Raw genomic sequence first — 14,826 nt, 5'->3', positions numbered from 1 at the left:
AAACCAAATTACACACAACAACACATGAAAAAAATTTACGTATTAGGAACATTCTTGTTAGCAAATTTAGGGTTTTGCCAAGTTCCAATTTCAGCATTAAACACACCCTACAATCAGGATTTCAACTCAATGACTACTGGAACAACAGCCCCTGCTCTACCCGCCAATTGGTTTATGGCAAGACTTTCAGGTACATCTACTACAGCTCTAACACTAACAAATAATGACGGGTCTACCAACAGCGGAGGAGTTTACGCAGCAGGAACTAACTCAACTAATGAAAGATGCCTTGCGGTACTAGCCTCTTCAGGCACAATTCCTGGAATAGGTCTAAACCTTATCAATAATCTGACACAAAACATTACCCAAATACAGATTAGTGGAAAAACCGAACAATGGAGATTAGCCACCAGTTCTATGATTGAAAAAATAGCATTTGCCTATAGTTATGATGCTACCTCTTTATCAACAGGTACTTGGACAACAGTAACTAACTGCGATTTAGTAGAACAAAACGCTACTACCAGTACAACTACTCCTACAACAGCTAACATAGATGGCAACGCTTTAGGAAACAATAGTAATTTTACTTTTACCTTTGGATTAACAGGAAATGGCTGGCCGGCCAATGGGGGAACACTCTGGATCAGATGGACTGACACAAACGACCTAGGAAATGACGCTATGATAGGTTTAGATGACTTTAGCATTCAAGCAACATCAACAGATCCACAATTTTTATCTAATGAAAAATTAGATGAAATTTCTGGACTACAAATATTCCCCAATCCAACCAAATCAATTCTAAACATAACATCAAACAAGTATTCAGAAAAACAAATTGAAGTATATGACTCTTTAGGAAAAATAATTTTATCCACTAGAACAACCAATGAAAATATAAACATTACTTCTTTAACCAAGGGAGTTTACACAGCTAAAATCACCGAAGAAGGCAAAATAGCCATCAGAAAAATCGTAATTGAGTAAACTCTATTTGAATAAAAAAAGCTATCCTCTCTAAGCAAACACCCAAAGAGGTTTTTTTATACTTTTGCAAACAAAACAAAACAAAACTATTAAAATGAAAAAAAAATCATTATTTTCCCTATTCAGCTTATTCCTTTTTATTTCAAACAGCTTTGCACAGACCACATTAACCTCTTGGAGTTTTGATGGACAAACAACCAATCCAAACCTAGGAACAGGAACATTAAGTCTAATTGGAGGGGTCAACCCAAACACTTACCAAAGCGGCAATGGTGCAGGGTTTGCACATAGTATAAAAAATTTTCCACTTCAAGGAACGGCTTCTGGAACAGCTGGCTATCAATTTATGGTAAGTACTAATGGCTACTCAGGAATTATCATAAAATTTGACCCAAGAGGACAGGATGCTTCTTCTAAATGGCAACAATACGAATATACTATTGATGGCGGAAATTCTTGGGAAATCTTAGCTAATAACAATGGAGATCTGACAAATGGTTTTACAGCTTCTCCAATGAAATCTTTATTAATCAATGATCCCAGATGCAATAACAATCCTAATTTTGGTTTCCGAATTGTCTCTATTGTTAATCCAAACAACAATACCTACGAACCTATTTTAGGAGTTTACGACCCTGCTGCTAATTGGAGAATAGACAATGTAAAAATTGAAGCTAGTTCTGTTTTAAACAATGAAAAAAACAATGAAATAGAAGGCTTATCAGTCCATCCAAATCCTGCAAATTCAGTTTTAAATATTACTTCTAGTAATTTTGAAGAAAAACAAATTGAAGTATATGATACTTTAGGACAAAAAACTTTATCATCTAAAGTAACTGATCAAATTGTTAATATCTCATCTTTAACTAAAGGAATTTATTTTGCTAAAATCACCGAAAAAGGTAAAACAGCAACTAGAAAAATTATAATCGAATAAGGCTCAATCTAATTCAAAAACACAAAAGGCTGCAGTGCAAAATAGTTTAAGGCAGCCTTTTTTATAATAAAGATATTCAGACTTCTTTAAACCCAAATATGCGTTAGCCTTTCGGATCAAGATGAAAAATACAAAGAAGTTAAGAATAAACAGCTTTTTTACCAAAACGGTAGTTTTATTACATTGAGGACAAAAAAGGGAGTACTTTTTAGATTCAAAGTCCTTTTTATCTGTAATACATTTCTAATACGCAATCTGGATTAAAACCCACTTTTTTATATGTTATCATCTAAGAAGTAAAGTCTTTTTTAGATTCTCATATTTAAAAAACACAAAAAATGATTAAATTCAAATCTTATTCATTCAGTATTCTTATTTTTACCTCCAAAATATTAAAATTCAAAAACGATATGTTTAAAATTAGAAAAAACATTGCTCTAACAGCTTCGTTTATTATAACTATCAGTGCTTTTGCACAAGATAATTTGGTCAATTCACTAAAAATAAATGCAAGTGAAAAAAGTAAAGAATCTTTCAAATTTACTGACGTTATAAATATTGAAAATACTCCTATAAAGAACCAAGGCTCTTCAGGGACTTGTTGGAGTTATTCTGCTAATTCATTTTTAGAATCAGAAATGATACGCATGGGTAAAAAACCAGTAGAATTAGCACAAATTTATTCTGCTCGTAATGCGTATATCGAAAAAGGAAGAAACTATGTCCGTATGCATGGTTCAGTTGCTCTAGGCGATGGCGGAGCTTTTCATGATGTGATTAATATGTATCGCAAATATGGAACCGTTCCTCAATCTGTTTATACAGGCTTGAATTATGGAACTGATAAAAATAAATTTGCTGAAATGAGTTCTCTAATTGAAGCTTTCTTAAAGGCTGTTGTTACCAATCCTAATGGAGAACTAACTCCTAATTGGGAAAAAGCCTATACTGCAATGATTGATAGTTATCTTGGACAAGTACCTAAAACTTTTCAATTTGAAGGTAAAACCTATACCCCTGAAACCTTTGCTAAAGAAGTAGTAGGCGTTAATGCCGATGATTATGTAGAAATTTCTTCCTTACAAGAACATCCCTACTATACTAAATTCGTATTAATGGTTCCAGATAATTGGAATTTTGATCAAGTATATAATGTAAAAATGAATGAATTAACTGATATTATTGACAACGCAATTAAAAATGGTTATTCAGTAGCTTGGGCTGGGGATGTTAGCGAAAAAAGTTTTTCTTGGAAAAACGGTGTAGCTTATGTCCCTGAGAAAAAATTTGAGGAGATGACTGCTGATGAAAAATCAGATATGTTTAATGGCCCTAAAAAAGAAATGACAGTAACTGAGGAAATGCGTCAAAAGGCATTTGATAATTACACAACTACTGATGATCACGGTATGCATATTGTTGGAATTTCTAAAGATCAAAACGGTAAAGAATATTATATCGTTAAAAACTCTTGGGGTACGACAAATGACTACAAAGGATATTTGTATATGACGAAAGAATTTGCAAAATATAAAGCAACCGCCATTATGTTGCATAAAAAAGCGGTACCTACAGGCATTGCATCTAAATTAAAACTATAAAAAACCTCTATATAAAACAACAAACCCGAATTAAAATTTTTCGGGTTTGTTGTTTTATATTTAATCGTAAAAAACGATTAATCAAAGTAGAAAACAAAAATTATCTTCGATATAAGTTTTAAAATAATGGGCAGCAAAATTAAAACTCTAAGAAATTCAAGAATACATTAAATATTACAATAACGAAAAATCAAGTCTAATCTAAACAAAAATGAGTCCGATAAAATATCGAACTCATTATTATCAAAATTAAGTTTAAATTTGTCTAAACTTTTGGGTGCAGTACAAATTTTTTATTTAATTTTTAGGCTCTTTCATTTTGAAAGTTTCCATAAACTTAGTTGTATAATTTCCTGCCACATAATCAGGCTCGTCCATTAACTGTCTATGGAAAGGAATAGTTGTTTTTATTCCTTCTATTACGAATTCATCTAAAGCACGTTTCATTTTAGCAATTGCTTCTTCACGAGTTTGTGCCGTAGTAATTAACTTAGCAATCATTGAGTCGTAATTAGGCGGTATTGTATACCCAGCGTACACATGTGTATCTAAACGCACTCCATGACCTCCTGGCGCATGTAAAACAGTGATTTTACCCGGAGAAGGACGAAAATCATTATAAGGATCCTCTGCATTAATACGACATTCTATAGAATGTAACTGCGGTAAGTAATTTTTACCCGAAATAGGCACACCTGCTGCTACTAAAATTTGCTCACGAATTAAATCATAGTCAATAACTTGCTCTGTAATTGGATGTTCTACCTGAATACGAGTATTCATTTCCATAAAGTAGAAATTACGGTGTTTATCTACTAGAAACTCTACTGTTCCTGCTCCTTCGTAACTAATATACTCAGCAGCTTTCACAGCAGCCTCTCCCATTTTATGGCGTAATTCATCCGTCATAAATGGAGAAGGTGTCTCTTCGGTTAGTTTTTGATGGCGACGTTGTACAGAACAATCTCTTTCTGATAAATGACAAGCTTTACCAAAAGAATCACCTACAATTTGGATTTCGATATGACGAGGCTCCTCAATAAGTTTCTCCATATACATGCCATCATTACCGAAAGCAGCAGCAGCTTCCATACGAGCCCCTTCCCAAGCTTTATCAAGCTCTTCTTCTTTCCAAATAGCACGCATCCCTTTACCGCCACCACCAGCTGTAGCTTTCATCATTACTGGATAACCAATTTCTTTGGCCACTTTTTTAGCTTCTTCTAATGACTCTAAAATTCCATCAGAACCAGGAACACAAGGCACTCCTGCTTCTTTCATAGTGGCTTTGGCCGTTGCTTTATCTCCCATTTTCTCAATCATTTCAGGAGAAGCTCCAATAAATTTGATTCCGTGTTCTTGACAAATTTTGGAGAATTTAGCATTCTCTGAAAGGAATCCATATCCTGGGTGAATTGCATCAGCATTGGTAATTTCAGCAGCTGCAATAATATTGGACATTTTTAAATAAGACTGATTGCTAGGAGCAGGTCCTATACATACAGCCTCATCAGCAAATTTCACATGTAAACTATCTGCATCAACTGTAGAATAAACGGCAACTGTTTTAATTCCCATTTCACGACAAGTTCTAATTACACGAAGTGCAATTTCTCCCCTGTTAGCGATTAGTATTTTTTTAAACATTTTAATGAAATTTTAAATGTTGAATGATAAATTTTAAATTATTTGAATGATAAACGACTGACATTCATCATTCAAAATTTAGCATTTAAAATAACTTATGATGGATCTACTAAGAATAATGGTTGATCAAACTCAACAGGTGAAGCATCATCTACTAGAATTTTAACAATTTTACCAGATACTTCACTTTCAATTTCATTAAACAACTTCATTGCTTCAATAACACATAAAGTATCCCCTTTAGAAATTAAAGAACCCACTTCTACAAACATTGGTTTATCCGGAGCTGGTTTACGGTAAAATGTACCAATGATAGGCGATTTTACAGTAACATATTTAGAAGTCTCTTCAGCAACTGATTCTGTTACAACTGGCGTAGCTGGGACAGCAGCAACTGGTGCTGGAGCAGCAGCAACTGGTACTTGCGGAATAGCTGTCTGCATTGGTACCTGTTGTACAAACGTAGCGGTTTCAGTACCTTCAGGTGTAGTTTTGATAGTGATTTTAAAATCGTCCATCTCTAGTTTTACCTCGGTAGCACCTGATTTAGCTACAAACTTAATTAGGTTTTGAATTTCTCTAATATCCATGATATTTCGATTTTGGTTTATTATGTTTTTATGAATTATATGCCCATTTTAAATAAATAGCTCCCCATGTGAAGCCTCCACCAAATGCAGCAAAAACGATATTATCTCCTTTTTTTAATTGTTTTTCAAAGTCACACAATACAAGTGGCAAAGTAGCCGATGTGGTATTTCCATAACGATGAATATTGATCAAAACTTTCGATTCATCAAGTCCCATACGTTCAGCGGTAGCATCTATTATACGTTTATTAGCTTGGTGAGCCACTAACCAATTCACATCATCATGTGATAATTTATTTCGTTGCATTATTTTTTCACTCACATCAGCCATACCAGAAACAGCATACTTAAACACTGTTTTTCCATCTTGGAAAACTGTATGCATTCCTTTTTCGACCGTTTCTTTAGAGGCAGGCAGAATAGATCCCCCTGCATCTATTTTAAGATATTCTCTACCAATTCCATCACTTCTTAACACTTCGTCTTGCAATCCTAACCCTTCTTCATTAGGTTCAAAAAGAACAGCACCTGCACCATCTCCAAAGATAATACAGGTAGCTCTATCTGTGTAATCTATAATTGAAGACATTTTATCTGCTCCAATTAGTAATACTTTTTTATATCTTCCCGATTGTATATAGGCCGCAGCAGTAGACATTCCGTATAAAAAGCTAGAACAAGCAGCCTGAAGGTCATAAGCAAACGCATTAACAGCCCCTATTTGCGATGCAACATATACACCTGTAGATGCAACAGGCATATCAGGAGTGGCTGTTGCCAGAATAATCATATCAATATCCTTGGGATCAATTCCTGATTTTTCAATTAGGTTTTTAGCAGCTTGAATAGCCAAATAGGAAGTACCTGCTCCTTTTTCTTTTAAGATTCTTCGTTCTTTGATCCCCGTACGTGTGGTGATCCATTCATCTGTGGTATCGATCATTGTTTCCAAAACCTGATTAGATAAAACAAAGTCTGGAACATAAGAACCTATAGCAGTAATTGCGGCAGTAATCTTATTCATAAAGTCTTATTTTGAACCTTTAAAAGGTCAATTCTAAAAGTTGATGAAATTACAAAATTTCTATAAAAAAGACACAAAAATGGTTCATTTTTTTCAAAAATGAATCATTTTCAACAAAAAAACTCTCACAATGTGAGAGTTATTCATGTGTCTTTAAAAAAACATATTAAGCAACAGCTACTGATTTATCAATAACTACTTGACCTCTATAATACATTTTTCCTTCGTGCCAGTAAGCTCTGTGGTACAAATGTGCTTCACCCGTTACTGGGCAAGTAGCAATTTGAGCAACAGTTGCTTTATAATGAGTTCTTCTCTTGTCTCTTCTTGTCGACGATTGTCTTCTCTTAGGATGTGCCATTTTACAAAATTATTTATCCGTTAATAGTTTCTTTAATGCTGCCCAACGTGGGTCAATTTCTTCTTCTTTTATATGTTGCTCTTCTGCAATTTCTGTTTCTTCAAAGGCTTCCTCTTCTTCTAAAGCTTGAGGACTTACTCTTTTAAAAGGTATTGAAAGAACAATCATCTCATATATATACTGTGCTACGTCTACTTGATGTTCACCAAACGGAAGAATTAACAATTCTTCATTTTCGTCATTATACGCTTCTCCAAAACGTACAATCAACCGTAAATCCCCTTTAATTGGTAAATCAAAAGGTTCTCCTGTTACATCACATAACACATTTACAGTTCCATTATGCTTAAAGTTCAGTTCAAGCATACTACTTTGTTTTTCTAATACCAAACTTACTTTTATATTAGCCGAATCAAATTCGTCATATTCAAAGCAATCAAAGAACGCCTTACTAATTAGGTATTCAAACTGGTGTTTTCCTATCTTCAATCCCACATAGGGGATTAAATATTCATTCGTAACTTTCATCAGATAAATCTACATTTTTAATAGGTTCAGACGGAACGTTATTCTTTAAAACCTCTTAATCAAAGACTTAAACCCAATTCCGTTTCATTCTGACAACAACTTGCTCCTTAATTAGGGTGTGCAAAGATATAAATTATTTATAAAATCAAAAGGGTTATGAACATTTTTTTGTTTATAACTCATTTTATTTTGTTTTTAATGGATTTGTAGCTATTTCTTCATAAATATTTCTGGCTTTAAAAATATCTAAAGCGGCATAAATAGCCTCTGTAAAGGAAACTGGATTTGCAATTCCTTTTCCTGCAATATCAAAACCAGTTCCATGATCTGGGGAGGTACGAATTTTATTTAATCCCGCAGTATAATTAACTCCTTTACCAAAAGATAACGTTTTAAAAGGAATTAATCCTTGATCATGATAAGCAGCCACTACTGCATCATATTTTTCGTACTGTCCACTTCCAAAAAAGCCATCAGCTGAAAAAGGACCGAAAACCATTACACCTTCTTCAAATAACTTTTTTAATGTTGGCTTTAAAATCAACTCTTCCTCTTGTCCGATGACACCGTGATCTCCTGAATGAGGGTTCAAACCTAATACTGCTATTCTAGGTCTATTAATCTGAAAATCTTGGATTAAAGAATGATTAATTGTTTTTATTTTTTTTAATATCAACTCTTCGGTAAGATGAGATGCTACTTCATTAATAGGCACATGATCCGTCAACAAACCTACCCTTAATGAATCTTGAATCATCAACATTAAGGCATCTCCGTCTAATTCTTGGTTTAAATAATTTGTATGCCCTGGAAAAGAAAAATCTTCGCTTTGAATATTAACCTTGCTAATAGGAGCTGTAACCAACACATCTATCTTGCCTTCTTTCAGAGCTTGTGTGGCTGCCACAAAAGACTTTACAGCGTATTTTCCTACGTGTTGTTCTTCTACTCCCCATTCTAAATTCACTCCTTCTCTCCAAACATTCAGAACATTTACCTTGCCTACTACAACTTGATCAATCTTGTCAATACCATGTAAATTAACATTTAAATTAAGTTGTTTTTTTAAATACGAAACAATCTTAACATTAGCAAAAATAATAGGCGTACACAATTCAAGCATACGAGTATCTTCGAATGATTTCAACACAACCTCACTACCAATACCATTTAGATCTCCTATTGAAATACCGACCATTATATTTTCAGGCTTTTTTGTCATCGCTTTAATATTTGTACTAATTTTGAGTACAAATTTACTAAAATTAATCAGTTAATGTTTACAGGAATTATAGAAACTCTAGGTAAGATTGTTGCTCTTGAAAAAGAGGGCGAAAACATTCATGTTTCAGTACAATCTTCTATAACAAAAGAACTCAAAATAGATCAAAGCGTAGCTCATAACGGAATATGCCTTACAGTCGTTGATATTAATGAGGATGTATATACTGTTACCGCAATAAAAGAAACGATTGACAAAACAAATCTAAGTAAGTGGAAAACAGGAGATCTCATTAATTTGGAGCGTGCTATGAAATTAGGAGACAGACTGGATGGTCATATCGTACAAGGACACGTAGATCAAACAGCCGTTTGTAAATATATAGAAGAAGCAAATGGCAGCTGGTACTTTACATTTGAATACGATAAGGTTCTTAAAAACATTACAATAGAAAAAGGTTCCGTAACAGTTAATGGAACCAGTTTGACTGTAGTCAATTCAAAGCTCAATGAATTTAGTGTAGCAATTATTCCTTACACTTATGAACACACGAATTTTCATGCTTTTGAAGTAGGTAGTACAGTAAATCTTGAATTTGATGTATTAGGCAAATATGTTGCTAGATTAAAATCTTTAAATCTTTAAAAAGAAAAAAAGTCCCACTAATCAGAGTGGGACTTTTTTATATGAATAATTAGATGATATTATCCATTTAAGGCTTCAGCTCCACCTACTATTTCTAGGATTTCTCCTGTAATTGCAGCTTGACGTGCCTTATTATAGGTTAATTTCAACTGATTTCTTAATTCTGTAGCATTATCAGTTGCTTTGTGCATTGCTGTCATACGTGCTCCATGCTCAGCAGCAAATGAATCACGAATGGCTTTATACAATTGTGTTTTTAATGACTTAGGAATTAAAGTCATAATAATTTCTTCTTTAGAGGGCTCAAAAATATAATCACCTGACACAGCATTCCCTTTAGCAATAGGAGCTAGAGGCAAGAACTGTTCTGATTTTACTACTTGAGTAGCAGCATTTTTAAACTGATTGTATACTAATTCAATTGTATCGTATTCACCAGCGATAAACTTATCAGTCAATTTAGAAGCGATAGTGGCAGCATTATCAAAAGTTAAATTATCAAAAATTGTACTTTCGTTAGCAATTACATTATGTGTTTTACGCAATGTATCGTTTCCTTTTTTACCAATAGCCAACACATCAAGTTGAGCACCTTGATATTTATCCGTAAGGATTTTTACTTCCTTAACCACGTTAGAGTTAAAAGCTCCACACAAACCACGATTAGAAGTAATAACTACTAAAAGTACTTTCTTTACTTCACGTTGCGTCGTATAAGCTCCACCTACTTCACCTTCAAGAGTAGCCGATAGATTTTGCAATAACTCCGTTAATTTTTCAGCGTAAGGACGCATAGCTGTAATGGCATCTTGCGCCTTTTTTAGCTTTGCTGCCGAAACCATTTTCATTGCGGATGTAATTTGCATCGTTGATGAAACGGATGTAATTCTATTACGGATTTCCTTTAAATTCGCCATTTTTTTATAGTAATTAGTGACTAGCAAATAGTGATTAGCTAATTACTAATCACTACTCACTATTTACTTTATTAGTTATACTTTGCAGATACTTCTTTTGCTACTTTCTCTAAAACATCAGTGATGTTGTCATCAAACTTACCTGCTTTAAGAGCATCTAGAGTATCTCTGTGTTTGTTGTTTAAGAATTCTAAATAATCTTTTTCGAATTCTTTTACTTTAGCTACTGGTACGTTTCTTAATAAGTTTTTAGTACCCGCATAGATAATTGCAACTTGGTCTTCTACCGTAAAAGGAGAATTTAAACCTTGCTTTAAGATTTCTACGTTACGTTTACCTTTTTCAATTACATTTAATGTAGCTGCATCTAAGTCAGAACCGAATTTAGCGAATGCTTCTAATTCGCGGAACTGAGCTTGGTCCAATTTTAAAGTACCAGATACTTTTTTCATAGACTTGATTTGGGCATTACCTCCTACACGAGATACAGAGATCCCTACGTTAATTGCTGGACGTACCCCAGAGTTGAATAAATCAGACTCTAAGAATATCTGTCCGTCAGTAATCGAGATTACGTTCGTTGGGATATACGCAGAAACGTCACCCGCTTGTGTTTCGATAATAGGCAAAGCCGTTAATGACCCTCCCCCTTTAACGATTGGTTTTAGTGAGTCAGGTAAGTCATTCATATTTTTAGCGATATCGTCATCAGCGATAACTTTCGCAGCTCTTTCTAATAAACGAGAGTGTAAGTAGAATACGTCTCCAGGGTAAGCCTCACGTCCTGGTGGTCTTCTTAACAATAAAGACACCTCACGGTAAGCAACAGCTTGTTTCGACAAATCATCATAAACAATTAAAGCTGGACGGCCTGTATCACGGAAATACTCACCAATAGCAGCACCTGCCATAGGAGCATACACTTGCATTGGAGCTGGGTCAGAAGCATTAGCAGCAACGATAACTGTATAAGCCATAGCTCCTTTTTCTTCTAACGTTTTAGCAATTGAAGCTACTGTAGAGGCTTTTTGGCCAATTGCTACATAGATACAGAAAACGGGTTTACCTGCATCAAAAAACTCTTTTTGGTTGATAATCGTATCCAAACAAACTGTTGATTTACCCGTTTGACGGTCACCAATTACTAACTCACGCTGACCACGACCTACTGGAATCATAGCATCTACCGCTTTGATACCTGTTTGCATTGGTTCAGTTACTGGTTGACGGAAAATTACCCCTGGTGCTTTACGCTCTAAAGGCATTTCGTATAAGTCACCACCAATAGGACCTTTACCATCAATAGGTTGACCTAAAGTGTTTACTACACGACCTACCATTTGCTCACCAACTTTTAAAGAAGCAATACGTTGTGTTCTTTTAGCAGTTGACCCTTCTTTGATACCTGTAGATGGTCCTAATAAAACCACCCCTACGTTATCTTCTTCAAGGTTCAATACGATACCTTCCATACCGTTTTCAAAAACCACTAACTCACCATATTGTACATTAGAAAGCCCATAAATACGAGCAATACCGTCACCTACTTGAAGTACAGTACCTACTTCTTCTAAAGTAGCACCAGATTCAAAACCTGATAATTGTTGCTTTAATATTGCTGAAATTTCAGCTGGTTTGATTTCCGCCATTGTTTTATAATTTTTACACTTTCGTGTTATAATTAATTACTCAATTCTCTTTTTAATGTTAATAAACTATTAGCTACTGAAGCATTATACTGCTTATCACCAATTTTCAGTACAAATCCTCCTATAATAGTTGGATCTACAATATTTTTTAAAGTAACTTTTTTAGTTGTTAAAGTACCTGCTTTAACTAATACTTTTGCTTCTAACTCAGGAGTCATAGCAAAAGCGGTAGTTACCGTTGCTAATTGCACTCCATTAGCCTCATCATATAGTTTTGTATACTGTGTAGCTACTTTTTCTAAAAGTTCAAAACGTTTGTTTGCTAATAACAACTGGAATAAAGACTTCGTTACAGCCGTAGCCTCTTTAAAAACTTCCAATAAAGCATTATATTTTATTTGAAGTTTCAAAGTTGGATTCGTTATAAACAAGGCTAATTCAGCATTATTTTGAATAGTTTTAGCAATTAAAGTCATATCATTATTTACTTCAAGAGCGGAACTCTTAGAAGTAGCAACATCTAAAATTGCTTTTGCATATCGTACTGCGGCTCTGTTACCTGACATATACTTCTATTATTAGTTTAATTTTACTTCATCTAACATTTTCTCAACTAACTTAACTTGAGAATCATTGCTTGATAATTGGTCTTTTAAGATTTTTTCTGCAATTTGTAAAGATAAAGTAGATACTTGCATTTTTAATTCTGCCATTGCAGCATTTTTCTCACTTTCTATAGACGCCTTAGCTTGTTCGATTAAGCGAGATCCTTGTGCTTGAGCATCTTCTTTAGCATCTGCAATCATTTTTTCTCTAATTTCACGTGCCTCTTTTATCATAGTATCACGCTCTGCACGTGCTTCGTTTAGGATACGCTCGTTGTTAGCTTGTAATTCTTGCATTTCTTTTTTAGCATTTTCAGCGGCTTGTAATGCACTACGAATACCTTCTTCACGAGTTTCTATAGACTCCATGATGGGTTTCCAAGCAAATTTAGCTAATAAAACAATTAGAATCGTTAAAATTACAATTAGCCAAAAGAATAGTCCGTATCCAAAATCATTAAATATTTTTTCCATTATTGCTGTTTCTGTTTAATTAATAAAAATAGGTTAAATAAAACTACACTTTGCAACCAACCGTTGCAAAGCGTAATTTAAACTGATTAAGCACCTAAGATTAAGGCACCGAATGCTAAACCTTCTAATAAGGCACCGATGATGATCATCGCTGTTTGGATTTTACCAGCAGCTTCAGGTTGACGAGCAATAGCATCCATTGCAGATCCACCAATTTTACCTAAACCTAAACCAGCTCCGATTACGATTAAACCAGCACCTACTAAATTTGGAATTGTCATAATAAAAGATTTATATAATAATTAAACAATTTTTTAAAAAAATTCTACTTTTTTATTCTATTAATGATGGTCATCATGATGGTGGTCTTGAACCGCCATACCAATGAACAATGATGATAACATAGTAAAGATGAATGCTTGTAAGAATGCTACTAACAATTCAATTACTGAGATGAATAAGGTTAATGCTAACGATACGCCCACAGCTCCACCAGCGGTTAACTGTTGTTTGAATAAGAATATAATCGCGATTAATCCCATTACTACTGAGTGACCTGCTGTGATGTTTGCAAACAAACGAATCATTAACGAGAAAGGCTTTGTGAAGATCCCTAAAACTTCAATAGGTGCTAAAACTATTTTCATAGGCACGGGTACACCTGGCATCCAGAAAATGTGTTTCCAGTAATCGGCATTAGCACTTACGTTTGTAATCACTAAAGTACATAAAGCTAAACATAAAGTTACGGCAATATTACCTGTTACGTTAATTCCTAACGGGGTTAAACCAATTAAGTTCAAGGTCCAGATTAAGAAGAATACCGTTAATAAATACGGCATGAATTTTTTGTATTTTTTCTCACCGATGTTTGGACGAGCAATTTCATCACGTACATAGATTACTAGTGGTTCTAACACACGACCAAAACCTGTTGGTAGTGCATTTCCTTTTTTATAGGTTTTTGCTAACGATGTGAAAGCAAAGAAAATTAAGATTGCCGTTACCAATAACGAAAATACGTTTTTAGTGATTGAAAAATCTAAAGGTTTTGCATTTGTTGGATGACCGTGCGGATCATTTGTAATTGTCCCTTCGACATCTGATTTATAGATTACCCCATGAACCATTTTATAGAAGTTACCATCTACTTCTGCCAATTCTTTCTCATTGTGAAAAGCTGACGACATGAACACATGAAGACCATTATCAACTAAAATAACGGGTAATGGAAAACCTACATGGTGTCCCGTTTCTCCATCGACATACAAGTTGAAATCATGCGAATCCAACAAGTGATGCTTGATAAATGCTTGAACTTCTGGTTTCTCATCAACAGGACCGCCGTGACTAGCTTCATGAGCAGCCGTTGCGTGTGCACCTTCAGCATGAGCCGTGTCGTGTACCACAGCATGCGCCTCATGAGCTGGCTTTGAAGTTCCGTGAGTTGAATCCGTCATTGGGTTAGCCATTGCTACCCAAGAGAATAAGCCTATAAAGGCTGACATTAGTAATGATACAGGTTTTCTTGTAATCATCATAGGAAATAAAATTTCTATGTTCGTAAATTTCGGTGCAAAGGTACATTTTTTATTTATATGAAAAACGATTGCTGAAAAAAAAATATATGAATCTG

At 34.4% G+C, this 14,826-nt stretch carries 16 protein-coding genes; 4 read left to right on the top strand and 12 right to left on the bottom strand.

Going from position 1 to position 14,826, the window contains the following annotated elements; all coding sequences use genetic code 11:
* Positions 1-24 precede the first annotated feature (24 nt).
* The 3 genes from HUE53_RS08105 to HUE53_RS08095 all read left to right on the top strand — a co-directional run bounded on the left by HUE53_RS08105 (position 25) and on the right by HUE53_RS08095 (position 3,528).
* A complete protein-coding gene (locus HUE53_RS08105) occupies positions 25-990 on the top strand; it encodes a T9SS type A sorting domain-containing protein (RefSeq protein WP_077225520.1) in 966 nt (321 codons plus the stop codon).
* 94 nt (positions 991-1,084) lie between these two features.
* Positions 1,085-1,927, top strand: coding sequence for a T9SS type A sorting domain-containing protein (locus tag HUE53_RS08100; protein WP_014165707.1), 843 nt, complete (start codon positions 1,085-1,087; stop codon positions 1,925-1,927).
* Between the two features lie 410 nt (positions 1,928-2,337).
* Positions 2,338-3,528 carry a C1 family peptidase gene (locus tag HUE53_RS08095; protein ID WP_192188844.1) on the top strand — a complete coding sequence of 397 codons (1,191 nt, stop codon included), beginning with the start codon at positions 2,338-2,340 and terminating at the stop codon, positions 3,526-3,528.
* A gap of 297 nt (positions 3,529-3,825) precedes the next feature.
* On the opposite strand, the gene accC is transcribed toward HUE53_RS08095, so the two are convergent.
* The 6 genes from accC to pdxA all read right to left on the bottom strand — a co-directional run bounded on the left by accC (position 3,826) and on the right by pdxA (position 8,900).
* The gene (accC, locus tag HUE53_RS08090) at positions 3,826-5,175 is read right to left on the bottom strand and encodes an acetyl-CoA carboxylase biotin carboxylase subunit (protein WP_014165709.1); all 1,350 of its coding nucleotides are present in this window, start codon (positions 5,173-5,175) and stop codon (positions 3,826-3,828) included.
* A gap of 95 nt (positions 5,176-5,270) precedes the next feature.
* Positions 5,271-5,765 carry an acetyl-CoA carboxylase biotin carboxyl carrier protein gene (gene accB / locus HUE53_RS08085; protein ID WP_014165710.1) on the bottom strand — a complete coding sequence of 165 codons (495 nt, stop codon included), beginning with the start codon at positions 5,763-5,765 and terminating at the stop codon, positions 5,271-5,273.
* 28 nt (positions 5,766-5,793) lie between these two features.
* A complete protein-coding gene (locus tag HUE53_RS08080; RefSeq protein WP_014165711.1) occupies positions 5,794-6,789 on the bottom strand; it encodes a beta-ketoacyl-ACP synthase III in 996 nt (331 codons plus the stop codon).
* A 166-nt stretch (positions 6,790-6,955) separates the two neighbouring features.
* Positions 6,956-7,150, bottom strand: coding sequence for a 50S ribosomal protein L32 (gene rpmF, locus HUE53_RS08075; RefSeq protein WP_014165712.1), 195 nt, complete (start codon positions 7,148-7,150; stop codon positions 6,956-6,958).
* Positions 7,151-7,159: 9 nt separating this feature from the next.
* Positions 7,160-7,678, bottom strand: a complete 519-nt coding sequence (locus tag HUE53_RS08070; protein ID WP_014165713.1) for a YceD family protein — start codon at positions 7,676-7,678, stop codon at positions 7,160-7,162.
* Positions 7,679-7,862: 184 nt separating this feature from the next.
* Positions 7,863-8,900 (bottom strand): 4-hydroxythreonine-4-phosphate dehydrogenase PdxA, encoded by a 1,038-nt coding sequence (gene pdxA, locus HUE53_RS08065; RefSeq protein ID WP_014165714.1) that lies wholly within the window; start codon positions 8,898-8,900, stop codon positions 7,863-7,865.
* 54 nt (positions 8,901-8,954) lie between these two features.
* Between pdxA and HUE53_RS08060 the strand changes: the two genes are divergently transcribed.
* The gene (locus HUE53_RS08060; protein WP_014165715.1) at positions 8,955-9,545 is read left to right on the top strand and encodes a riboflavin synthase; all 591 of its coding nucleotides are present in this window, start codon (positions 8,955-8,957) and stop codon (positions 9,543-9,545) included.
* A gap of 59 nt (positions 9,546-9,604) precedes the next feature.
* Here the strand turns inward: HUE53_RS08060 and atpG are convergent, their stop codons facing one another.
* The 6 genes from atpG to atpB form a co-directional block, all read right to left on the bottom strand.
* On the bottom strand, positions 9,605-10,462 hold the full coding sequence (gene atpG / locus HUE53_RS08055; RefSeq protein WP_014165716.1) for an ATP synthase F1 subunit gamma: 858 nt from the start codon (positions 10,460-10,462) through the stop codon (positions 9,605-9,607).
* Between the two features lie 71 nt (positions 10,463-10,533).
* A complete protein-coding gene (atpA, locus tag HUE53_RS08050; RefSeq protein WP_014165717.1) occupies positions 10,534-12,111 on the bottom strand; it encodes a F0F1 ATP synthase subunit alpha in 1,578 nt (525 codons plus the stop codon).
* 32 nt (positions 12,112-12,143) lie between these two features.
* Entirely contained in the window at positions 12,144-12,677 is a 534-nt protein-coding gene (gene atpH / locus HUE53_RS08045) for an ATP synthase F1 subunit delta (protein WP_065213865.1), read from the bottom strand.
* A gap of 12 nt (positions 12,678-12,689) precedes the next feature.
* On the bottom strand, positions 12,690-13,190 hold the full coding sequence (locus HUE53_RS08040) for a F0F1 ATP synthase subunit B (protein ID WP_014165719.1): 501 nt from the start codon (positions 13,188-13,190) through the stop codon (positions 12,690-12,692).
* Between the two features lie 86 nt (positions 13,191-13,276).
* The gene (locus HUE53_RS08035) at positions 13,277-13,471 is read right to left on the bottom strand and encodes an ATP synthase F0 subunit C (RefSeq protein WP_014165720.1); all 195 of its coding nucleotides are present in this window, start codon (positions 13,469-13,471) and stop codon (positions 13,277-13,279) included.
* 60 nt (positions 13,472-13,531) lie between these two features.
* Positions 13,532-14,731, bottom strand: a complete 1,200-nt coding sequence (gene atpB, locus HUE53_RS08030; RefSeq protein WP_041253437.1) for a F0F1 ATP synthase subunit A — start codon at positions 14,729-14,731, stop codon at positions 13,532-13,534.
* Positions 14,732-14,826 lie beyond the last annotated feature (95 nt).

It is taken from the genome of Flavobacterium columnare (genome assembly GCF_014844295.1).
In the GTDB taxonomy this organism is placed as follows: domain Bacteria; phylum Bacteroidota; class Bacteroidia; order Flavobacteriales; family Flavobacteriaceae; genus Flavobacterium; species Flavobacterium columnare.
The sequence above is the reverse complement of the archived record's forward strand: the minus strand, read 5'-3'. Positions and strand labels throughout refer to the sequence as shown.